The sequence below is a fragment of the Catellatospora sp. IY07-71 genome (assembly GCF_018326265.1).
Lineage (GTDB): Bacteria > Actinomycetota > Actinomycetes > Mycobacteriales > Micromonosporaceae > Catellatospora.
On sequence record NZ_AP023360.1, the window covers coordinates 7,643,212 to 7,663,710 of the forward strand.

Annotated in this window: 23 protein-coding genes; 12 read left to right on the forward strand and 11 right to left on the reverse strand. The window is 70.5% G+C overall.

From position 1 onward, the window contains the following. Nucleotides 1-42 precede the first annotated feature (42 nt). The gene (locus tag CS0771_RS34155) at nucleotides 43-1,806 is read right to left on the reverse strand and encodes an N-6 DNA methylase (RefSeq protein WP_212844837.1); all 1,764 of its coding nucleotides are present in this window, start codon (nucleotides 1,804-1,806) and stop codon (nucleotides 43-45) included. A 130-nt stretch (nucleotides 1,807-1,936) separates the two neighbouring features. Between CS0771_RS34155 and CS0771_RS34160 the strand changes: the two genes are divergently transcribed. After that, the gene (locus CS0771_RS34160) at nucleotides 1,937-2,287 is read left to right on the forward strand and encodes a hypothetical protein (RefSeq protein ID WP_212844838.1); all 351 of its coding nucleotides are present in this window, start codon (nucleotides 1,937-1,939) and stop codon (nucleotides 2,285-2,287) included. 140 nt (nucleotides 2,288-2,427) lie between these two features. On the opposite strand, the gene CS0771_RS34165 is transcribed toward CS0771_RS34160, so the two are convergent. Then, nucleotides 2,428-2,727, reverse strand: coding sequence for a hypothetical protein (locus CS0771_RS34165; RefSeq protein ID WP_212844839.1), 300 nt, complete (start codon nucleotides 2,725-2,727; stop codon nucleotides 2,428-2,430). Nucleotides 2,728-2,788: 61 nt separating this feature from the next. Between CS0771_RS34165 and CS0771_RS34170 the strand changes: the two genes are divergently transcribed. Further along, complete coding sequence (locus tag CS0771_RS34170) at nucleotides 2,789-4,282, forward strand: helix-turn-helix transcriptional regulator (protein ID WP_212844840.1); 1,494 nt, start codon at nucleotides 2,789-2,791, stop codon at nucleotides 4,280-4,282. Nucleotides 4,283-4,338: 56 nt separating this feature from the next. Here the strand turns inward: CS0771_RS34170 and CS0771_RS34175 are convergent, their stop codons facing one another. Beyond that, nucleotides 4,339-4,845 (reverse strand): NUDIX hydrolase, encoded by a 507-nt coding sequence (locus CS0771_RS34175; RefSeq protein ID WP_212844841.1) that lies wholly within the window; start codon nucleotides 4,843-4,845, stop codon nucleotides 4,339-4,341. A 190-nt stretch (nucleotides 4,846-5,035) separates the two neighbouring features. Between CS0771_RS34175 and CS0771_RS34180 the strand changes: the two genes are divergently transcribed. Continuing rightward, complete coding sequence (locus CS0771_RS34180; RefSeq protein WP_212844842.1) at nucleotides 5,036-6,034, forward strand: HNH endonuclease; 999 nt, start codon at nucleotides 5,036-5,038, stop codon at nucleotides 6,032-6,034. A 6-nt stretch (nucleotides 6,035-6,040) separates the two neighbouring features. On the opposite strand, the gene CS0771_RS34185 is transcribed toward CS0771_RS34180, so the two are convergent. Beyond that, nucleotides 6,041-6,547, reverse strand: coding sequence for a DinB family protein (locus tag CS0771_RS34185; RefSeq protein ID WP_212844843.1), 507 nt, complete (start codon nucleotides 6,545-6,547; stop codon nucleotides 6,041-6,043). Between the two features lie 312 nt (nucleotides 6,548-6,859). Between CS0771_RS34185 and CS0771_RS34190 the strand changes: the two genes are divergently transcribed. Further along, complete coding sequence (locus CS0771_RS34190) at nucleotides 6,860-7,231, forward strand: hypothetical protein (protein ID WP_244871204.1); 372 nt, start codon at nucleotides 6,860-6,862, stop codon at nucleotides 7,229-7,231. Between the two features lie 80 nt (nucleotides 7,232-7,311). On the opposite strand, the gene CS0771_RS34195 is transcribed toward CS0771_RS34190, so the two are convergent. The 3 genes from CS0771_RS34195 to CS0771_RS34205 are packed head-to-tail and all read right to left on the reverse strand — an operon-like array spanning nucleotide 7,312 to nucleotide 8,848. Further along, a complete protein-coding gene (locus CS0771_RS34195; RefSeq protein WP_212844844.1) occupies nucleotides 7,312-7,533 on the reverse strand; it encodes a hypothetical protein in 222 nt (73 codons plus the stop codon). A gap of 47 nt (nucleotides 7,534-7,580) precedes the next feature. Beyond that, the gene (locus tag CS0771_RS34200) at nucleotides 7,581-7,994 is read right to left on the reverse strand and encodes a nitroreductase/quinone reductase family protein (protein ID WP_212844845.1); all 414 of its coding nucleotides are present in this window, start codon (nucleotides 7,992-7,994) and stop codon (nucleotides 7,581-7,583) included. A 32-nt stretch (nucleotides 7,995-8,026) separates the two neighbouring features. Further along, a complete protein-coding gene (locus tag CS0771_RS34205; protein WP_212844846.1) occupies nucleotides 8,027-8,848 on the reverse strand; it encodes an SDR family oxidoreductase in 822 nt (273 codons plus the stop codon). Between the two features lie 87 nt (nucleotides 8,849-8,935). Between CS0771_RS34205 and CS0771_RS34210 the strand changes: the two genes are divergently transcribed. Together CS0771_RS34210 and CS0771_RS34215 are read left to right on the forward strand one after the other, a co-directional pair. Continuing rightward, nucleotides 8,936-9,421, forward strand: coding sequence for a MarR family winged helix-turn-helix transcriptional regulator (locus tag CS0771_RS34210; RefSeq protein ID WP_212844847.1), 486 nt, complete (start codon nucleotides 8,936-8,938; stop codon nucleotides 9,419-9,421). A 116-nt stretch (nucleotides 9,422-9,537) separates the two neighbouring features. Beyond that, entirely contained in the window at nucleotides 9,538-9,978 is a 441-nt protein-coding gene (locus tag CS0771_RS34215; protein WP_212844848.1) for an NUDIX domain-containing protein, read from the forward strand. A 12-nt stretch (nucleotides 9,979-9,990) separates the two neighbouring features. On the opposite strand, the gene CS0771_RS34220 is transcribed toward CS0771_RS34215, so the two are convergent. Both CS0771_RS34220 and CS0771_RS34225 read right to left on the reverse strand, forming a co-directional pair. Next, nucleotides 9,991-10,200 carry a hypothetical protein gene (locus CS0771_RS34220; RefSeq protein ID WP_212844849.1) on the reverse strand — a complete coding sequence of 70 codons (210 nt, stop codon included), beginning with the start codon at nucleotides 10,198-10,200 and terminating at the stop codon, nucleotides 9,991-9,993. A 70-nt stretch (nucleotides 10,201-10,270) separates the two neighbouring features. Further along, nucleotides 10,271-10,585, reverse strand: a complete 315-nt coding sequence (locus CS0771_RS34225; protein WP_212844850.1) for a hypothetical protein — start codon at nucleotides 10,583-10,585, stop codon at nucleotides 10,271-10,273. A gap of 141 nt (nucleotides 10,586-10,726) precedes the next feature. Between CS0771_RS34225 and CS0771_RS34230 the strand changes: the two genes are divergently transcribed. After that, a complete protein-coding gene (locus CS0771_RS34230; protein ID WP_244871205.1) occupies nucleotides 10,727-11,995 on the forward strand; it encodes a pectate lyase in 1,269 nt (422 codons plus the stop codon). A gap of 366 nt (nucleotides 11,996-12,361) precedes the next feature. Next, nucleotides 12,362-12,817, forward strand: a complete 456-nt coding sequence (locus tag CS0771_RS34235) for a nitroreductase family deazaflavin-dependent oxidoreductase (RefSeq protein ID WP_305835550.1) — start codon at nucleotides 12,362-12,364, stop codon at nucleotides 12,815-12,817. A gap of 333 nt (nucleotides 12,818-13,150) precedes the next feature. Here the strand turns inward: CS0771_RS34235 and CS0771_RS34240 are convergent, their stop codons facing one another. Together CS0771_RS34240 and metH are read right to left on the reverse strand one after the other, a co-directional pair. Further along, on the reverse strand, nucleotides 13,151-13,690 hold the full coding sequence (locus tag CS0771_RS34240; RefSeq protein WP_212844851.1) for a hypothetical protein: 540 nt from the start codon (nucleotides 13,688-13,690) through the stop codon (nucleotides 13,151-13,153). A 180-nt stretch (nucleotides 13,691-13,870) separates the two neighbouring features. After that, entirely contained in the window at nucleotides 13,871-17,416 is a 3,546-nt protein-coding gene (gene metH / locus CS0771_RS34245) for a methionine synthase (RefSeq protein ID WP_212844852.1), read from the reverse strand. Between the two features lie 125 nt (nucleotides 17,417-17,541). Here metH and CS0771_RS34250 point away from each other — a divergent pair, with 125 nt between their 5' ends. From CS0771_RS34250 to CS0771_RS34265, 4 genes are all read left to right on the forward strand, one after another. Further along, nucleotides 17,542-18,408, forward strand: a complete 867-nt coding sequence (locus tag CS0771_RS34250) for a PAC2 family protein (RefSeq protein WP_212844853.1) — start codon at nucleotides 17,542-17,544, stop codon at nucleotides 18,406-18,408. Between the two features lie 191 nt (nucleotides 18,409-18,599). Continuing rightward, nucleotides 18,600-19,412 (forward strand): GntR family transcriptional regulator, encoded by an 813-nt coding sequence (locus CS0771_RS34255; RefSeq protein ID WP_371821601.1) that lies wholly within the window; start codon nucleotides 18,600-18,602, stop codon nucleotides 19,410-19,412. Nucleotides 19,413-19,481: 69 nt separating this feature from the next. Continuing rightward, the gene (locus CS0771_RS34260; protein WP_212844854.1) at nucleotides 19,482-19,796 is read left to right on the forward strand and encodes a hypothetical protein; all 315 of its coding nucleotides are present in this window, start codon (nucleotides 19,482-19,484) and stop codon (nucleotides 19,794-19,796) included. 66 nt (nucleotides 19,797-19,862) lie between these two features. Further along, on the forward strand, nucleotides 19,863-20,363 hold the full coding sequence (locus CS0771_RS34265; RefSeq protein WP_212844855.1) for a hypothetical protein: 501 nt from the start codon (nucleotides 19,863-19,865) through the stop codon (nucleotides 20,361-20,363). Nucleotides 20,364-20,499: the final 136 nt, after the last annotated feature.

Genomic DNA, 20,499 nt, shown 5'->3' on the forward strand with positions numbered 1-20,499 from the left:
TCGGCGGATCCGCCTCGTGGAAACCGGCCGGTACGGTCACCCTCACCCGCTGCCCAGCGTGCCCGCGACCAGCCCCTCGCCCACCATCCGGGCGACCTCCTCACCGGCCGTCGCCGCCAGCCACAGCGCGTCCTCGAACTCGCGCAGCCTGCGGAAATGCTCCGCGTACTCCAGTTGCCGGGTCAGCGGCAGCCGCGGCATGTGCGCCTTGCGCACGTCGACGCGCGGCACCGACCCCGCCGACACGATCCGCCGCAGGTTGGCCTGCGCCCCCAGGAACCCGGCGAAGCACCACGGGTCGACATACCCCGGTTTGGTACGCAGCAGGAACATCTGCGCCCCGAGCGGCCTGCCGTCATCGGCCGGACCGGCCACACGCACCCTCAGCCGCGGCCCGATCGACGGAACCAGCACGTCACCCGGCCGCACCACCGTCGCCGGGTCGGTGTTCAGCGCCACCAGCCCCTTCTTGACCAGGTCACCGACGGTGATCTGGGCGGCGGGCGGCTCGCCGTCGCCGGGCGTCACGGGCGGGACCGTCGCGGGCAGCCGCCCCAGCAGGTCCACCAGCTCCCCGCGGCGCCGCACGATCAGGTCCGCGGTGACCAACGCCTGCTCGGCCGGGATGTGCCGGGCCGGGGTCAGGTCGACGTCCTCGTCGCTCAGCTCGACCGCCTCGCGCACCACGGCCCGCCCCGCCAGCTCCTCCGGCAGCGCCCGGCCCGCCTCGTACGCCCGCACCGCCGCCAGCACCGTCGCCCGGGTCTCGTCCCACAGCCCCGCCGCCTCGACCAGCAGCACCTCCCGCGCCCGGTGCGCGGCGTCCGGGCGGCGCAGCAGCCACAGCTGCAGCCGCGTGTTGTGCGGCGGCGTCACCCCGGCGGGCAGCGTGATCAGCGCCCGCAACGCGCCCTGGCGCAGCAGCTCACGGCGGATGCGGCGGCCCGCCGGACGCTGCGCGACCCCGGGCGGCAGCAGCAGCACCGCCGTGCCGCCGGGCCGCAGCCGGGCCAGCGCGTGCTGGACCCAGGCCAGCTCGCCCTCCCCGCGCGGCGGCACCCCGTACGCCCAGCGCGGATCCTCGCCCAGCTCGTCGTGGCCCCACCGGCCGCCGCCGGGCGGATCGCACAGCACCACATCGGCCCGCAGTTCCGGATACGCGTCCGCGCCCAGCCCACCGGCCCGCACCTCGGCCGGCACCGCCGCGCCGTACAGCCTGGCCTGCGCGATCGTGACGTGGTCGGCGTCGGGATCCTGCCCGGCCACGACCGCCGCGCCGTGCGCCACGGCGGCGGCCGGCAGCACGCCGCTGCGGCAGGCCGGGTCCAGCACGGTCTGCCCCGCGACGTCGGCGAGTTCACACATCAGCGCGGCGACCTGGGCGGAGGTGGCCGCCGCGCCCCGCCGCGCCCGCACCTCGGCGTAGCGGTCGGCCACCGCCGCCAGGGCCGTGCCGACCCCCATCTCGTCGGCGACGGCGAGCGCCGCCGCGTGCCGCCGGGCGTCGGCCGGGGTGCGCCAGGACGCCAGCAGTACGCGGGCCAGCGCGGGCAGCTCGCCGTCGGGGTCGGCCGAGCCGTGGCGTAGCGCGCGCCAGAGCCGGTCGACGCCGGTCGGCTCCGGCAGCCGGTCGTGGGCGATCAGCCACGCCTCGACGTCGGCCAGCCGGAACGCCGGGCTGGTCGCCGTGCCGCCCGTGGGCCGCGGGAAGTCGGCGTACCGCCTGCGCCAGTTGCTGACCGCCGCCCGGCCGACCCCCGCCAGGCGGGCGATCTCGACGGCGGTGACCTCCGCCCCGCTCTCCATGACCGGCGAGGGTAACAGTCGGTGACCGTCGTTGACAGCGGCGTGCGAGGATCTCTCATGTTGACGCGGTCAACACGGCCGCTTTAGCGTGGCCGTGCTCAGCAGTCCCACCGGCAGATCGAGGTCCGCGATGAACGTCCGCACGGCGGTCGCGATGCTCTGCGGCCCGGCTGCGATCGCCATCGGCGTCGCGCTCCACCCCGCCATGGGCGGCCAGGGCGTTCCGGCCCCCGCCCCGGCCGCCGACCAGTCCTGGACCGTCGGCGCCGACCTGCCGCCCGGCCGCTACGAGACCACCGCCGACGTCGGCGGCCACTGCCACTGGGAGATCACCCGGACCGGCCCAGCCGGCACCGAGATCATCGCCAGCGACCTGATCCGCGACGGCCGCGCCACGGTGACCCTCCGTATCGGCGACGTCTTCACCGCCCACCGCTGCGGCACCTGGCACCACACCGGGACCACCCCGCCCACCCCCTGACCGCCACCGGCCACCGCGGCCCACCACGGAGGCCCGCCCCAGCACGGAAACCCGCCGCACCGCGGAGGCCCGCCACGGCGCGCGCCAAGATCACGGTTTCGTGTCGAAAGATGGGGCTGGACCTGACTTTCTGACACGAGTCAGCGATCTTCCCACCGCACAGCGCGCACCAGCCCCCCGACCAACCGGCGCAGCACCGGCAGCCGCGGCACCCGGGCCGTGCCCACCACCGGCAGGCGCATGGTCGCTTCGACCACTGCCAGCCTGGCCCGGTAGTGCTCGCGCATGCTCACGCAGGACGCCGCGACGGGGCACGGCCACGGCCTCTCGCATCGGCACAGGTCACCGGCGACGCGCCCGTGCCGGGTGAGGATCTCGTCGGCGGCCGCGATCTGGCGGCGCGCGTACTCGGCGAACTGGCCGGCGTTCAGGACACGCACGTTTCCTCCTTGGACGGGCGAGGTCCCACGGCGGGCGTACGCGGTGCGATGCGTACCCGCCGTGGGACCTCCGGCAGCGCGAGCCGGGAGAACAACCGCTGCCCAGGAATACCCTTTCGCTGCCGACGCCGGTTGTGAACAGGCCGGGCGTTGCGGCAACATCGGCAACAGCGGATGGGGGGTGCCGGTGAGCCGGGACGTCGATGCGATGCGCGAACTCTTCGGGCTGGTCCTGCGGCAGGTGCGTCAGGAGGCCGGATACTCGTTACGAGAACTCGGCAGACGCTGCCTCTACGACTACAGCCGGATCTCCCGCGTCGAACGCGGCGAACATCTCATCGACGCCGACCTCGTCCCCGCCGTGGATCAGGCGCTTAAGGCGGGTGGCCTGCTGATCGCGCTACGCGCGCTGATGGCACCTCAGGGCTCGTCCAACACGGCCGGACCAGGTCGGCTGGGGGCCGGGTTCAGTGCGGACGGCGATACCGTGATTCTGGACCTCGACGTCACGGACGGGAGGGCGGTGCGGGTGAGACTGCCTCGGCGAAAGTTCAACGCCCTGCTGGCCGGTGGTGCGCTCCATGCGCTGTTTCCCGCCGGGACGGCAGACCTCGATCAGCTCGAACGGGTCGGCCGGGCGATCGAGACGCCGGAACGCACGGACCCGCAGGTCCTCGACTACTTCCGGGTGCTCCTCGGGCAGCACTTCGTCGCGGACAAGATGCTCGGCCCGCGCGATCTCCTGGGCGTCGTAGAAGCCCAGATCGACACCCTCGACCGGCTCCGGCGCGGTTGCCGCCCCGGCTCCGCCGACGCCACGATGCGGGTGCTCGCCCAGTACGCGGAGTTCGCGGGCTGGCTCCATCAGGATGCGGGCGACACCGCGACCGCACGCTACTGGACGGATCGCGCGACGGTCTGGGCCCAGGCCGTGGGCGAATACGAGCTGGTGTCCTATCTCCTGGTACGCAGGAGCAACATCGCGCTGCTCGACGGCGACGCCACAGACGTCATCGAGCTGGCCGCCGCCGCTCGGCGCGTGCCGGGCCGGGTCAGCCCGTCCGTGCTGGCGCTGGCGACACAGCAGGAGGCGCGTGGCTGGGCGATGCACACCGACGCCGACCGGTTCCGCCATCTGCTCGACGCCGCCGCCGACCTGCTCACCGGCGGACCGGACCGGGTGAGCGAGGACTCTCCCATATACCTGCACAGCTACAACCTGAACGTGCTGGAGGAGCAGTCCGCCAGCGGATACCGCGATTGCGGCCACGCGGACACTGCGATCACCATCCTGGAACGGCGGCTCGGCGCGACGCCACGCGAGCACCAGCGTGACCGCGCCCACCAGCTCGCCAAACTCGCCAACGCGGTGCTCCAGACAGCACAGCCCGACCCGGAGCGGGCCGCCGCACTCGGCCTGAGCTGCGTCGGCGTGGCCCGCACGACCGGATCCGCCCGCATCGCCGGCGAGCTGCGCACCCTCGACCGCACACTCCGCCGCCGCTGGCGAGATCTGAGCAGCACCACCGAACTGCACGAAGCGCTCGCCGCCTGATCGCCGCAGGAACGGTGGCGTCGCTGTTGGATCAAGGCGATCGCACCCGGAACCTGCTAGAGGCCGAGTCGGACCGGCTGGTCCGGCGCCCCCGCCGTGAGCAGCGCGCTCAAGGGTGTGGTGAGGTCGCGGGGCGAGAACAGCTCAGGTCCCGCATGACCCGCGATCTCCGCGAGCCGCCACCACCGGAACGCGGCCAGGTGTTCTTCCGCGGCGAGCCGGTCGTCTGTCAGCTCGCCGCGGGGCTGGAAGTGGTTCGTGCGGACGAGGAAGTAGTCGTTGACGATGCCGCCGAAGCCTGGCGCATGGTCGGCGGCCAGGACTTCCTGGTGCCAGACGTGCGGTGGATCGGCGGCGATCGCCAGACCGGTCTCCTCACGCAGCTCACGGCGCAGCGCCGTCAGCTGGTCCTCACCCGGTTCGATGCCGCCCCCTGGGGCCGCCCATACCGCCTTCGCCCGCTCCGGCACCACCGGGTGGGGAAAGTCGAACCGGCACAGCAGGATGCGGTCGTCCTCATCAAGGATGATCGCGCGGACGGCGCGGCGCAGGTTCAGCGTCATGGCATGCCGGACGCGGCGGCGAGGCGGATGATCGGCACGGCCGCACACTACCGCCGTTTCTCGGTGACGGCGGCCCCTGGTCAAGCACGTCTACGGCTCCGTGCCCTCGGCCGCCTGACCGATGCCAGGACGGCAGGCTGCCGCGCACATGCACTTGACGTGGTGGACCTGCTGTTCTGGAATGGCGACCATGCCGACGCTCGCCGAGTATCTGGAGCCGACGCCGCAGGCCGCCCGCGAGCAGTGGCACGCCGTCGCGGCCAGGCCACCGGTCGCCGCCGGTCAGCGGCAGGTCGCGTTCACCCCGGTCGAGATCATCATGTGCCTCGCGGCCGGGCTACTAGTGGACCATCGCAAGTTCGGCAGCAGCTCAGCGCCCCGGGCGCCATACCCCGTGCCGCAGCTCGCGGCCCTGTTTCAGCGGCCGAACAGCAGCATCCTGGCCAAGATGGCCAACCTCGACGGCAGCCGCTCCCACGGCGGGCAGTACGACCTCGATGTGAGCAGGCACCTGCTCGCCACCCCCGGCCTGCTGGCGCGTACGTACTGTGTGCTGCTCGCCGCCGCGCGCGAGGCCGGCCTCGGCCCTGACCGCCTGCCCGACTTCCTGGGTTTCGAGGAGACCGCGGGCGACCTGCTCGGACAGGAGGAGCTGAGCCTCGACGAGATCGAACGGGCGATTCAGCAGGATTCGGCCGACCGCCTGACCCAGACCTCCGCTCTGGAGGCCCGCGTAACCGAGCAGCTGCTGGTCACCGCCGTACGGGTCGGGCAGCACCGGTTCGCCAGCGAGGTGCTGCGCAATCACGGGCACAGCTGCGTCTTCTGCGGGCTGTCCGTCCGCGCCTCGGGCGTACGCGCCAAGCGGATGCTGGTCGCCAGCCACATCAAGCCCTGGCGGGTGAGCACCCCGCTTGAGCGCCTCGACGCCGCCAACGGGCTCACCGCCTGCCCCACCCACGACGTCGCCTTCGACACCGGCTTGATCACCGTCAACGGCGGGCTGCGCATCCACGTCAAACCCGAGCAGGAGCAGGCCGCCCGCACCAGCCCGGCGGCGCGTGCCGTGTTCGGCAGGCCGCCGCTGGCCGAGCGCCTGCTGCTACCCGAGCGCGCGGCGAAGCCGGGCAAGGTCTACTTGACCTGGCATCACGAGAACGTCTACGGCTCGGTGCCCTCGGCCACCTGACCGGTGTCAGGACGGCAGAATGCCGCGCACGTACGCCGCCTGCGCCGCGTGGGCCGTGTCGTCGTTGGCGATGCTGACCAGCCGTACGCCCAGCGTCACCGGCGGGTCCCACCGCTCGTCGACGACCCGGTCCAGCTCAGCGGGGGTCAGCCCGGTGATGAGGTCACGGGTCCGCGCCGCGACGGCCTCGTAGTACTCGACCAGCACCTCCGGCCCCTCCGGCCGTACGGCGGCGACCTGCTTCGGCTTGTGCCCGTAGCCGGTGTTGTCCGGGTCCGGCTTCAGCCCGCACCGGGCCGCCCAGTCGCCGGAGACCCACACCTGGTCCTCGCCGAGCAGCTCGGCGACATGGTGGTCCTGGACGCGCGTGAGGTGCCAGACGAGCCAGCCGATGCTGTTCGCCCCCGGCGCGGGCGCCCAGTGCAGCTGCTCTGCGGTCAGCCCCTCGACGGCCTCGCCGATCATCTCGGGCAGCCGCTCGTACAGGTCGGCGAGCAGCTCGTCCACGTCCACGGGTGCGGCCTCCGATCGCGGGCCGCCGCGCTCCGCGACGGCCGTCCCGCTCGACCCTACCGTTCCCTATGCTGAGAATGCCGGAAATGCGCGACGCGGAATCGGCCAGATGGATATCGCCGGCCTGGGACCAATTGGTGAACCCGGTCGAGTTGGCCTTCCTCTGGACCTATGGCCCGTGAGTGGGCGCGAACCGCCAGGAGAAGCACGACCGGAGTAGGGCGAATGGTCGGCCTCCTCGGGCCGATCGTGGTTGAGCTCGCTCGGTTTTGGGGGCAGCGTAGCGCCCGGGTTGATCGTTACGGTGGCGAAATGACAAACCCGCACCACCGCCCGTATGGACCGCCCACACACCTCCCGGTGCCCATGCCGGTGGTCGAGGTCGACCCGTTTACGGGCGCACCGCTGTCGGACAAGAGCAAGGTGATTGCCGGCCTGCTGCAGATGCTCCCCGGATTCCTCATGGGGCTCGGCGGCATCGGGCGCCTGTATGCAGGCCACACCATGGTCGGCGTACTCCAATTGGCTGCCACAGTGGTCGGTTGGATCTCCTTCTGGTGCGGCTTTCTGTTGATCTTTCCATTCTTCATCTACGGCGCTATGTGGATGTGGTTCGTAATCGACGGGATCATCCTCATGGCTGGGCGCCCGACTGACGCTCACGGCAGACTTCTGCGCAGCTGAGTGGTGATCTCCTTGCGCCCTTATGGTGCTGCCGCAAGGAGATCACCACACAACCACCACAACAGCCAAGACCGCCGGGTCTATACGGCGGTGGCCGGGCTCCGGGGCAGGGCCCCGGTCAGTCTTCGTCGTCTGCCAAGCCGAAGCTGCCGGGCATCTCCTCGATGCTCGTACGAGATGCTCTCCAGCTGCTTGAGCGCGATCCGCCCGTCCAGGACCTCATCGGCAATGTGCTCGTCGAGCAGGGCCACACACGAGATGAGGCTGTCAAGGATCACGTTCAGCAGCAGGTCGTCGCGCATCGGCACAGCATAGTGATCCTCGATGCTTTCGCTGGTGTCCGTGCAGCCTACAGTGCATCGAGGTCGATGCGGACGGTCAGCGGGCGGGTGGCCATCATCCGGCCGATGGCCGCATCCCACTGGTACGGCAGCGACCGGGAGCGCCGCCCCGTGTCGTCATCCGGCAGCGGCGTGGCCCGCCCCGTGCGCCAGCGCCCGGCGACCTTCACCCGGACCGCCGGCTCGGCGAGCAGGTTCCGCACGTAGTCGGCCTGCTCGCCGTGCGCCGCGACGAGCCAGAACGTGTCGCCGTCGAGCCCGTTGCCGACCGGGGTGTGCCGCGGCAGGCCGCTGCGCCGGCCCGTGGTCTCCAGCAGCGCGAACGCCCTGGGCGCCAGGCCACGGCGCAGCGCCCACCGGGTGAGCTGGTTGTTGACCCGCTCCAGCGTCGTGATGATCCGGTACTTGCGCGTCCGCGCCATGCCGCAGTCTCCCACGCAAGCCCGGCCGGCGCTCAGCTCGCGGTGAGGCCGTGATCCCGGGCGAAGACCGCGAAGTCCCGGGCGGGCCGCCCGGTCACCGCGGCGAAGTCCGGCGTGACGAAGTCACCCCAGTCCGCCGCGTACGCCGCCAGGTACTCCCCCGTCACGTCGGCGACCCAGTCCGGCATCCCCGCCGCGCGCATCCCGCTCACCACGTCGGCGGCCGGCACGTCCTGGTACGCGGCGCCGATCCGCGCCGCCGCGTCCCGCATGGACAGGCTCTCCGGCCCGGTGATGGTGTAGCTGCGCCCGGCGTGCCGCGACGGGTCGGCCAGCACCGCCGCGCCGAACGCGGCGATGTCACGTACGTCGATCGGGCTCAGCCGCCCCTGCCCCGTGGCCCCGTACAGCACCCCGCCGTTGATCGAGCCGAGCAGGTTCTGCAGGAAGAACGCCGGGCGGATCACCGTCCAGGCCGGCCCGGACGCGCGCAGCTCGGCGTCGGACAGCGCGTGCAGGCGGCCGTTGCGGGTGGGCGCGTCGTGTGCGGCGCCGATCGCCGAAAGCCGCACGACATGCCGGACCCCGGCCTGCCGGGCCGCCCACAGGGCGTTGGAGCTCGCGTGGGGTGCGGTCGGGCCCATCGCGGTGAGCAGCCAGAGCGTCTCGACGCCGGCGAACGCGTCGGTGAGCGTGTGCGGCTGCTCCAGGTCGCCGACCGCGACCTCGACGCCCGCAGGAGCCTTGGCCGGATCCCGGACCAGGGCGCGGACCTTCAGTGACGGGTGGGCGGCCAGCTCGGCGAGCAGGGCGCCGGAGACGGTGCCGGTGGCACCGGTGACCAGGATGGTCATGACTGTCTCCCTCCATGGGATGCTGATGGGGAAGACAGTACTAGTGATAGTCAAACTTAGTGACTATCAAGTTTGGTGATTAATGTCATGCGTCGCAGTGAGCGGAAACGGAACGACCCCGACCTCGGCGTGCTCACCGCACGCCTGCTCTTCGCCGTACAGCAGCAGCTCGCCGAGAGCCACGCCCGCACGAAACCGCGCCATGGCGCGGTGCTGGCCTATCTGGACGAGCAGGGCAACCGCGCCACCGAGCTGGCCGAACTGTCCGGCCAGCACAAACAGGTGATCGGCACCCTCGTCGACGAACTCGAAGCCCTCGGCCTGGTCCGCCGCGAACCCGACCCCGCCGACCGCCGCGCCAAACTCGTCGTCCCCACGGCCAAGGGCCTGGCCCAGATGCGCCACAGCGACGAGGCCATGGCCCGCATCGAACAGCACCTCGCCGAAGCCATCGGCCCCGCCGACTACCAGTCCTTCAAACGCACCCTCCACCACCTCGCCACGCTCGCCACCCCCACCCCCACCCCCACCCCCACCCCCTCGCCCTCGCCCTCGCCCTCGCCCGAGCCATGATCGCCGTCTCGTGTCGGAAAGTGCGGCTGGACCACACCTTCTGACACGAGACCGCGATCTACAGCGTCAGGTCGGGCCGGGCAGCGCTCCGTGCGGGTGTCTGGCACGATCGCGTCGTGACCACAGTGGAGACCCGCATCCGTGCCACCTGCGGTGTCGTGGTCCGGGACGAGGCCGGCCGGGTGCTGCTGATGTGCCGCACCGACGAGGGCACCTGGGGCCTGCCCGGCGGCGGGGTGGAGCCCGGCGAGACCTGGGAGCAGGCCGCGCTGCGCGAATGCCGCGAGGAGACCGGCTGGGACGTCGTCATCGACGGGCTGCTCGGCATCTACAGCGACCCCGCCACCCAGCTCCACCGCTACCCGAGCGGCAACAGCGTGCACTTCGTCGGGGTGGTGTTCTTCGGCTCGCCGCTACGCCAGTCCGGCGACCCGGACGGCGAAGGCTCCCAGCTGGGCTGGTTCGCCCTGGACGACCTGCCCGAGCCGCTGTTCGGCCCCGACATCCCGGTCCTTGAGCACGCCGCCCGACACGAAGGCCGGCCGTACATCCACTGAGCACACAGGCGATCAGTCGCGGCCCGGGTCGTCGGCGCCACGGCGCAGGGAGACGATCGCCGCCTCGATACGCAGCAGGAAGCCGAACAGGGCAGCGGCGAAGCTGGTGAAGACCGTGTCCTGGTGGAGGTACTCCCTCATCAGCAGCCCGAACACCCCGAGAACGATCAGGCACGTGCCCGTCTCCCTGAGGAAGCCCGTCTTACCAGACAGCCGGTTCATTGAGCGGATCTTAGACGTCGACCGCCACAGAGAGCAGTGACCGAAGACGGGCACCGCCCGGAACGACCATTCAGGTCACATAGGCGACGATGCCTGAACCGACCAGCAGGACGCCTGCCGCAATGCCCGCCACGCCCGTCGTCATCGCCGGGTCCGAGGAACGGGTGCCGGACGGCCCGGACCGCAGCAGCCTGCGCGGACGACGTGAACTGGTCCGGCCTCGCCGAGACCGAACTCCTCGAACGTCACTATGAGTGATCGTGCCGTACGTCGCCTGCCCCGCGACGGCCGGCTCGCCGCGCATTTCAACGCTGACAGCGATCCCGCTTCCAACGGTCCTGGCCAGCATCAGCCAGACCCCGAGGCGAAACGGAAGCGCTCCCATAATCGAAACCTTCCTATTGACCACCCTTCCGTCATGCCCTACGGTTCGGCTTGGTAAGCGCTTACCAGACTACACACCGTCCCTTCACCACTCCCATCCTCACCGCCGACCGGATCATCGGCGGGCCCTACGGAGGAACCCATGCAACCGTCACCCACGGCCCGGAGGCGGCGGCCCCGCCTGCGCCTGGCATTGGCGATCACCACGGTCACGACCGTCGTCGGCGGCGTCGCCCTCGCCGCGATGATGCCGGCGTCGGCCGCCACCATCGACACCAGCGCCTACTACCAGCTGGTCAACGTGTTCAGCGGTAAGGCGATCGAAGGCAGCAGCGGCGCGGTCGTCCAGCGCACGACGGACAGCGCCGCGTCCAACCAGCAGTTCCAGTTCCTCGACATGGGCAGCGGCTACTACCGCCTCAAGTCGAAGGCCAGCGGCAAGGTCATCGAGATCGCCAACGCCGGCACCGCCGACGGCGCCACCGTCCAGATGAACTCCGGTGCCGGCAGCAGCGCCTACTACCAGCAGTTCTCGCTGCTCGACAACGGCAACAACGTGGTCCGGTTCAAGAACCGCACCAGCGGCAAGACCCTCGACGTGTGGGAGTGGTCGTCGGCTGACGGCGCCCGCATCTCGCAGTTCCAGGACCTCAACGGCACCAACCAGCAGTTCCGCCTGGTCAAGGTGGGCAGCGGCGGCAACCCGACACCCACTCCGACCGGCGGCAGCGGCGGCCCGAGCACCACCTGGCCGACGTCGGCCGGCTCGGTGAGCATCTCCGGCACGGTCAGCGTCTCCGGGACCTTCGACGGCGGCATGAAGACCTACTGCTGTATGGGCGACGGCGGCCAGGGCGAGAGCCAGGACCCGATGTTCAAGCTCGCCAACGGCGCCACGCTGCAGAACGTCATCCTCGGCTCGCCCGCCGGTGACGGCGTGCACTGCGAAGGCACCTGCACGCTGCGCAACGTGTGGTGGAACGACATCGGCGAGGACGCCGCCACCTTCAAGGGCACCGGCGGCGGCACGTCGTACGTCATCGGCGGCGGCGCTCGCTCCGGCAGCGACAAGACGTTCCAGCACAACGGCAACGGCACCGTCAGCATCAGCAACTTCTACCTGAAGTCCTCCGGCAAGCTCTACCGGGCCTGCGGCAACTGCTCCAGCTCGTACACGCGGCATGTGCGGATCGACAACGTCATCCTCGACAACATCGACATGGTCGCCGGCATCAACAGCAACTGGGGCGACACCGCCACGATCACCCGCGTCAGGCTCCTGAACAGCGGCGACGCCGTCGTCTGCGGCAAGTACCAGGGTGTGCCGAAGGGCAGTGAGCCGACGTTCCTCGGCGAAGGCTGGAACGACAGCAACTGCAAGGTGAGAGAAAGCGACATCACCTACCAGTAGGCAGGCGCGTTGCCCGACGCCCCTGACAGGGAGAGGCGCTCGCCAGCCGGTGGGCGCCTCTCCGCGCAGGCCAGGGCTCGCTCAAGCGTTCGGCACGGACAGACCGGCGCCCAGGCCCGTCGGCCTGAGCGCCGGTCCGCGGCGGGGCTGGGGGGATTAGCCGACCGCCGGCTCAGTGGTCGTCATCGTCTCTTGTGGATGAAAGGACGATCAACGACCTTGCCGGAGGGAGAAAACTCCACGGCCACTGGCGCGTTACCGTCCGCAGACCGACGCCGCGTGGTCGAATCTGCGAAACGCCTGGTCCCGTGGTGCGATCCGAGGCACTGTGGTGAGTAACGGACTGTGCGCAGACACGATCATGGGATGGATGCCATGGCACTTGAGGGCGAATACGAGCCGAGCCCGGAGCAGTGGGTGCGGGACCAGGTCGAGCTGTACGAGAGCTCCGGCGGCACCAAGGGCACCACGCTCATGGACACCGGCCTGCCGGTGATCATCCTTACCACCGTGGGCGCCAAGAGCGGCAAGATCCGTAAGACGCCGCTGATGCGGGTCGAGCACGAAGGCCGGTACGCGGCGGTGGCCTCGCTGGGCGGAGCGCCCACGCACCCCGTCTGGTACCACAACGTCAAAGGGCATCCGACCGTGGAACTCCAGGACGGGCCCCGCCGCCAGGAGATGACCGCCCGCGAGGTGACCGGCGAGGAGAAGGCGCTCTGGTGGGACCGGGCGGTCGCGGCATACCCGCCCTACGCCGACTACCAGAAGAAGACCGACCGGCAGATCCCCGTCTTCGTACTGGAGCCGACCGGCAGCTGAGCCGAGGCGCCCGTACCGCATCAGCGGGAGGCGAGTAGCGAAGCCCACTCGTGGTCCGGATGCCCCAACTCCAGCGCGTCGCGCAGCCACTACCGCTGCCTGCGTCGATAAGAGCATGGGTGCGGTCGAATTCGGCCTGATCCTTCTCGCGCTCAATCCGTGTTGCACTGATTCCGCCGGGTCGCGGGCTGGGCCGCTGCACGTGGGCCGCTTGCAGCGAGATGCGTTCGACTTCGGGCATCGGTTGCCGTGTCCTGTAGACCTTTGACGGCCGGTCGGAGACCTCACCTTCGGATCGCTCCCGACACGGCGGCGAAGGGCAGGACCGATCACCTATAGGACGGATGCTCGCGAAGTGTAGAGCTCGCGCGATCGGACATATGACCTGACAGCCGCATAGCGCTCGCCCTCAGCGGCGAACTCGCTGATTGCCAACTCGTGAAGGCCCGAAAAGAAGTCGACAATGTCATCACTGTTCATCGAATAGTCGTTGAGGTGCTTGAGCTGACCGGGGACCGCCGCCGGGTACTTACGATACAGCCCAACCAGCCGAGCCATCCAAAGCTCATAGATGAACCGTGGAAGCCAGCCGTTGTCGTAGAAGTAGAACTCCATATGCTGGAGTCTCCAGAACCGAGCCGACCATTCCTCATCATCGAACCTGATTCCGCTCGCGGTCAGATCGAGGAACTGGGCCGTGAAATGTATTACCGCCGACGTATGCCCGGACTCCCTCGCCAACTCGCTGGACGCTTCGGCGATGTCTGCCTGGCGCTTCGCATGCTGCGTGGCACGCCAGGTGACGACAACCGAAACAACGGACAGCAGAAGCGCGACGTATGCGACGATGTCGGCACTTACGGAAGTATCCACGATGCCTCCGGCCAGTCGATCGGTGTCTGTCAAGCATGATGACCGATTGACGCAACCCAGCGAGCCGACGGCACATGGACATGACCGTCAAGCGCGGTCAGCTGTCCAGATCTTCGTGGGGATCAGTGGTATTGCCGCTGCTACTCGGGCGATCCGCATGGCGGTATTACTCTGCATGCCTCACTTGGCGTTGAAGTAGTTCGCCTCCGGGTGGTGGACCACGATGGCGTCGGTGGCCTGCTCCGGGTGCAGCTGGAACTCCTCGCTCAGCTCCACCCCGATCCGCCCGGCGTCGAGCAGCCGCACGATCTTCGCCCGGTCCTCCAGGTCCGGGCACGCCGGATACCCGAACGAATACCGGCACCCCCGGTAGTCCGTCCGCAGGATCCCCGCCAGGTCCTCCGGATCCTCCGCGCTCAACGGCCGCCCGTCCGGCAGCACCAGCTCACTACGCACCCGCCGGTGCCAGTGCTCCGCCAGCGCCTCCGTCAGCTGCACCGAAAGCCCGTGCACCTCCAGGTAGTCCCGGTAATTGTTCGCCGCGAACAACTTCGCCGCATACTCGCTGATCGCGTGCCCGACCGTCACCAGCTGCAACGCCACCACGTCCAGCAAATCCCCCGGCACGGACGGCTTAGGGCGGTAGAAGTCCGCCAGGCACAGCCGCCGCTCGGCCCGCTGCCGTGGGAACGTGAACCGCGTCAGCTCCCCCGCCGCGTCCTCGTCGAGCACGACCAGGTCGTTGCCTTCCGCATACGCCGGGAAGTACCCGTACACCACCGACGCCTCGAGCAGCTGCTCGGTCGCGAACCGCTCCAGCCAGTACCGCAGCCGCGGCCGCCCCTCGCTCTCGACCAGCTCGTCATACGACGGCCCCGACCCGCCGCGCGCCCCGCGCAGCCCCCACTGCCCGAGGAACAGCGCCCGCTCGTCGAGCATCCCCGCGTAGTCCCCCAGCGGAATGCCCTTCACCACCCGCGTGCCGAAGAACGGCGCCACCGGCACCGGCGCGTCAGCGGCCACATCCGACCGCACCGACGCGTCGTCCAGCCCCGGCAGATCGTCCGCGACCTGTGCCCGGTGCTTCTGCCGCCGCTCCCGCCGCGCGGCCAGCGCCGCCTCCCGCTCCGCGTCCACCACGGACGACCCGGACCGCTTCGCGGTCATCACCCGATCCATCAGCGACAGACCCTCGAACGCGTCCCGCGCATAGTGCACGTCCCCGCCGTCGAACAGGTCCCGCAGGTCGTCCTCGACATACGCCCGGGTCAGCGCGGCCCCGCCGAGCAGCACCGGCCACCGGCTGTGCAGCCCGCGCGCCATCAGCTCGGCCAGGTTCTCCTTCATGATCACGGTGCTCTTGACCAGCAGCCCCGACATCCCGATCACGTCGGCCGAGTGCTGCTCCGCCGCGTCGATGATCGCGTTGATCGGCTGCTTGATGCCGATGTTCACGACCGTGTAGCCGTTGTTGGACAGGATGATGTCGACCAGGTTCTTGCCGATGTCGTGCACGTCCCCGCGCACCGTGGCCAGCACGATGGTGCCCTTGCCGGCGGCGTCGGCCTTCTCCATGTGCGGTTCGAGGTACGCCACCGCGGTCTTCATGACCTCGGCCGACTGGAGCACGAACGGCAGCTGCATCTGCCCGGAGCCGAACAGGTCGCCGACCGTCTTCATGCCCTCCAGCAGCACATCGTTGATGATGCTCAGCGCGGGCCGCTCCGCGAGCGCCGCGTCGAGGTCGGCCTCCAGGCCGGTGCGCTCGCCGTCGACGATGCGCCGCTGCAGCCGCTCGTCCAGCGGCAGCGCGGCCAGCTCCTCGGCCCGGCTGGCCCGCGCCTCGGCCACGTCCACGCCCTCGAACAGGTGCAGGAACCGGGCGAGCGGGTCGTAGTCGACGGTCCCGTCCGCGTGGTACGTCCGCCGGTCGTACACCAGATCCAGCGCGACCTGCCGCTGCTCCTCCGGGATCCGCGCCATCGGGATGATTTTGCTGGCGTGCACGATCGCGCTGGTCAGGCCCGCCTGCCGGCACTCGTGCAGGAACACCGAGTTGAGCACCTGCCGCGCCGCCGGGTTAACCCCGAACGAGATGTTCGAGATGCCCAGCGTGAAGTTGACACCCGGATACGTCGCGGCGATCTCGCGGATCGCGGCGATCGTCTCGATGCCGTCGCGCCGCGTCTCCTCCTGCCCGGTCGTCACCGGGAAGGTCAGCGCGTCGATCAGGATGTCCTCGCGCCGCATCCCCCAGCGCCCGGTCAGGTCGTCGATCAGCCGGGAGGCGACCCGCACCTTCCACTCCGCGGTGCGCGCCTGACCCTGCTCGTCGATCGTCAGCGCCACCACCGCCGCGCCGTGCTCGCGCACCAGCGGCATGATCCGCGCATACCGCGACTCCGGCCCGTCGCCGTCCTCGAAGTTCACCGAGTTGATGATCGAACGACCGCCGAGCAGCTCCAGGCCTGCCCGCAGCACCTCCGGCTCGGTCGAGTCCAGCATGATCGGCAGCGTCGACGCGGTCGCGAACCGGCTCGCCAGCGCCTTCATGTCCGCCACGCCGTCCCGACCGACGTAATCCACGCACAGGTCCAGCAGGTGCGAGCCGTCCCGCGCCTGCTCCCGTGCGATCTCGATGCACTTCGTCCAGTCCCCGGCGAGCATCGCCTCACGGAACGCCTTCGAGCCGTTGGCGTTGGTCCGCTCGCCGATCATCAGCACGCTCGCGTCCTGCGCGAACGGCACGTGGTGGTAGATGCTCGCCACGCCCGGCTCGACCTGCGGCTCCCGCGCCACCGGGGCGGTGCCGCGCAGTTCGCGCACCACCCGCGCGATGTGCTCCGGCGTGGTCCCGCAGCATCCGCCGACCAGGCTCACGCCGTACTCCCGGACGAAGCGCGCCAGGTCGACGGCCAGCTCGTCCGGGGTCAGCGGGTAGACGGCGCCGTTCGCGGTCAGTTCGGGCAGGCCCGCGTTCGGCATCACCGACAGCGGCACCCGCGCATGCTGCGACAGGTAGCGCAGGTGCTCGGCCATCTCCGCCGGGCCGGTCGCACAGTTCAGGCCGACCAGGTCCACGCCCAGCGGCTCCAGCGCGGTCAGCGCCGCGCCGATCTCACTGCCCAGCAGCAGCGTGCCGGTCGTCTCCACGGTGACCTGGCAGATCAGCGGCACCTCCGTGCCGAGCCGGCGCATCGCGCGCTTCGCGCCGATGACCGCCGCCTTCGTCTGGAGCAGGTCCTGGCTGGTCTCGATGATGATCGCGTCGGACCCGCCGGAGATCAGCCCCGCGACATTGTCGGCGTACGCGTCGCGCAGGTCCGCGAAGCCCAGGTGGCCCAGCGTCGGCAGCTTGGTGCCCGGCCCGACGCTGCCCAGCACCCAGCGCCGCTGCTCCGGCGTGCCGAACCGGTCCGCCGCCTCCCGCGCCAGCCGCGCCCCGGCCTCCGAGAGCTCACCGATCCGATCGGCGATGTCGTACTCCCCCGCCGCCGACAGGTTCGCGCCGAACGTGTTCGTCTCCACGCAGTCGCTGCCCGCGGCCAGGTAGCGCTCGTGCACGCCGCGCACGATGTCCGGCCTGGTCACGTTGAGGATCTCGGAGCAGCCTTCGAGCCCGGCGTAGTCGTCCAGTGACGGCTCCGCCGCCTGCAGCATCGTGCCCATCGCCCCGTCGGCGATGAGGACCCGGTCTGCCAGCGCGTCGAGGAAGCTCTCAGTCACCCCACCAGGCTAATGCGTGTCACGCACCACAACGCTCGATGATCACCTGCGTACCACCTGTTGCGACACGCCTTGCGCACCCGCTCCGCATGGACGATCCCGCGCCGCGCCGTAGGCTGGCAGACGTGACCGAGTTCGACGGCCTTCCTGTCCTGCGTTCCCCTGTCGCCATCGCCGCCTTCGAAGGGTGGAACGACGCCGCTGACGCGTCGACCGCCGTCGTGGAGCACCTGGAGCAGGTGTGGAGCGCGCGCGAGGTCGCCTCGATCGACCCCGAGGACTACTACGACTTCCAGGTCAACCGCCCGCTGATCACGCTGGTGGACGACACCCGCCGGATCGAGTGGCCGAGCACCAAGTTCATGGTCGCCTCGCCCCCCGGCGCCAAGCACGACGTCGTCCTGATCCGCGGCATCGAGCCCAGCCTCCGCTGGCGCACCTTCTGCGGCGAGATCCTGGAGATCTGCCACAGCCTCGCCATCGAGAACCTGGTCCTCCTCGGCGCCCTCCTGGCCGACGTCCCCTACAGCCGCCCCCTGCCCATCAGCGGCACCATCACCGGCAAGCAGTCCGGCCAGGAGAAGGTCAAACTGACCCCCACCCGCTACGAAGGCCCCACCGGCATCGTCGGCGTCCTCCAGGACACCGCCTCCCGCGCCGAACTCGACGCCATGTCCTTCTGGGTCCACGTCCCCCACTACGCCAACAACCCGCCCTGCCCCAAGGCCACCCTCGCCCTCCTCCACCGCATCGAGGAGGTCCTCGACCTCCCCGTCCCCATGCTCGACCTGGCCCAGGAGTCGGCCGAGTGGGAGGACCGCGTCCGCGCCGCCGCCGCCCAGGACGCCGAACTCGCCGAATACCTCCGCGACCTGGAGGAACGAGCCGGCGACGCGGCAAAGCCCCTCTCCGGCGACGAAATCGCCGTCGAGTTCGAGAAATACCTCCGCCGCCGCGGCGGCTCCCACGGCCCCACCCACGGCACCTGGTGACCCCTCCCCACCCCACCGCGTTGATCTTGCGTGAACTGTGGGTACGACACGCATAAACCGGTCATATCCCTAACACTTCGCGCAAGATCGACGTGATCGTCACGCAGTGCGCGGGGCGACACGGTGGTTAGGGCTTCCTAGGTCGCTAGGTATTCGGACATTTGTGCGGCATGATCTGGTTCATGACCGAGATGGGCATCGGCGGGGTGAATCCGGGCGCGGCCGAGCATCCGCACCGGCAGATCGCCGCGCAGCTGCGGGCGAAGATCCGGCGCGGTGACTGGGCGGCGGGTGAGCAACTGCCCTCGATCCCTGCGCTGGCGCAGATGTACGGCGTCGCGAAGCAGACCGTGCAGCGCACCATCGACCAGCTCCGGGTCGAGGGACTGCTGATCACGAAGCCGGGGTCGGGCACCTACGTGCGCGGCACGCGGCGGCGGCTCAACCGGCTGGCCCGGGGGCGTTACGGCACCCAGCGCGGTTACCACGCCGACCTGGCGGCGCGATACCGGCAGCAGCTCATCGAGGTCACCCGGGCCACGCCCCCGGCCGAGGTCGCCGACGCGTTCGGCGTGCCCGACTCGACCCTGCTCGTGGTGCGCCGCCACCTGGTGCGCACCCAGGACGCGGCGGTCGAGGTGGGCGCGTCGTGGCTGCGCCCGCAGGACACCGCGGGCACCTCGCTGGAGCGCTACGAGTCGTTCGGGCGGCCGCTCTACCAGGAGGTCGAAGAGGTCACCGGGCGTCGCTACGTGACCGCCACCGACACCATCACGGCGCGGCTGCCCACCCGCGAGGAGGCCGAGGTGCTGCAGATCCGGCCGGACACCCCGGTGCTGCACCTGCTGCACGTCGCGTACGACGCCGACCACAAGGTGATCGAGGTGGCGCAGGCGACCTGGCCGGGGCCGATGACGACCCTGACGGAGGAGTACCGGGTGCCCACGCCACGCCCGGACGCCGACCTGGACGGAGATCCCGATCCTGGGCTCGTGCTGGGCTAATGTGCGGTTTGTCGGGTGCCCGACAACTTTTCGCCTGCGCACCCGCGCCTTCGCCGCAAGGATGGTCGTATGACCCGTCGCCCGCACTCCCCACAGGCGCTCGTGGCCCTCCTCGGCGCGCTCGTCGTGCTCGTGATCGGACTCGCCCTGCTCAGTGTGCTCGTCGTCGGCATCGCCGACGGCGTCCCGAGCACCGGTGTGCTGCTGCTCGGCGCGCTGACCGTGGGCGTGTTCGCCCTGGCGGGGCGGCTCGGGCACGTGGCGCTGACGCTGCGCCGCCAGGCGGACGCACCGGCCCGCCCGGCCCGGGCGCGGCAGACCCCGCCGCAGCGGCCGGCCCGCGTCGCGGTCCGCCCCCGCCCCCAGCCCCGCCCGCGCGCCTGAGAACGGCATATCGCCTGATCGCTTCGCGGACGCACGGCCTTGGGCCGATGGTCCACAATCGCGGCCATGGGTCTCGCGCTCTTCACTCCTCACAAGAACAGCCGTCGCCTCACCCCGCACCCTCCGGAGCGGGCTTGGACGCTGGCCGCCTTCTGGGGGGTCACGGCCATGACGGTGTACGCCGTCCCGGCGGCCGTGAACGGGTCTTTCGTGATGGCCTGCATGCTGGTCTCGCTGCCCGTGCTGCTGGGCAGCTTCCGGCGCACGCTCTGGGTCGGCGTGTTCGTCACGGACCTGACCCTCCTCCTGCACGACGGCCGCCGGCTCAGGACGATCGCGTTCGAGCAGGTCGCGGCCCTCACGCTGCGGCCCGCCGACGGGTACCACCAGACGCTCTGGGTCGATCTGATCGACGGCAGCCGCTACCCTTCCCCTGCCCGGCTGGGCGGCGCCGCCGACGACCCCCTCGCCCTCGCCCTCTCCCGCGACCAGATGAGCACCCTCATCGCCATGCTCTCCCTCCGCCTGCCCCAGCACACCAAGGTCCCCCCGCTCCCGCTGCCCTGACGACCCGCATCGCCCGACCGGCGCACCGGCCGAGAACGCCGCAGCGGCCACCAGGGTGTGCCCACAGCCATCACCACGTCTGAACGCATGGCTTCGGCTCACGAACACAGACAGCCGCGCCGCGGGCACACGGACG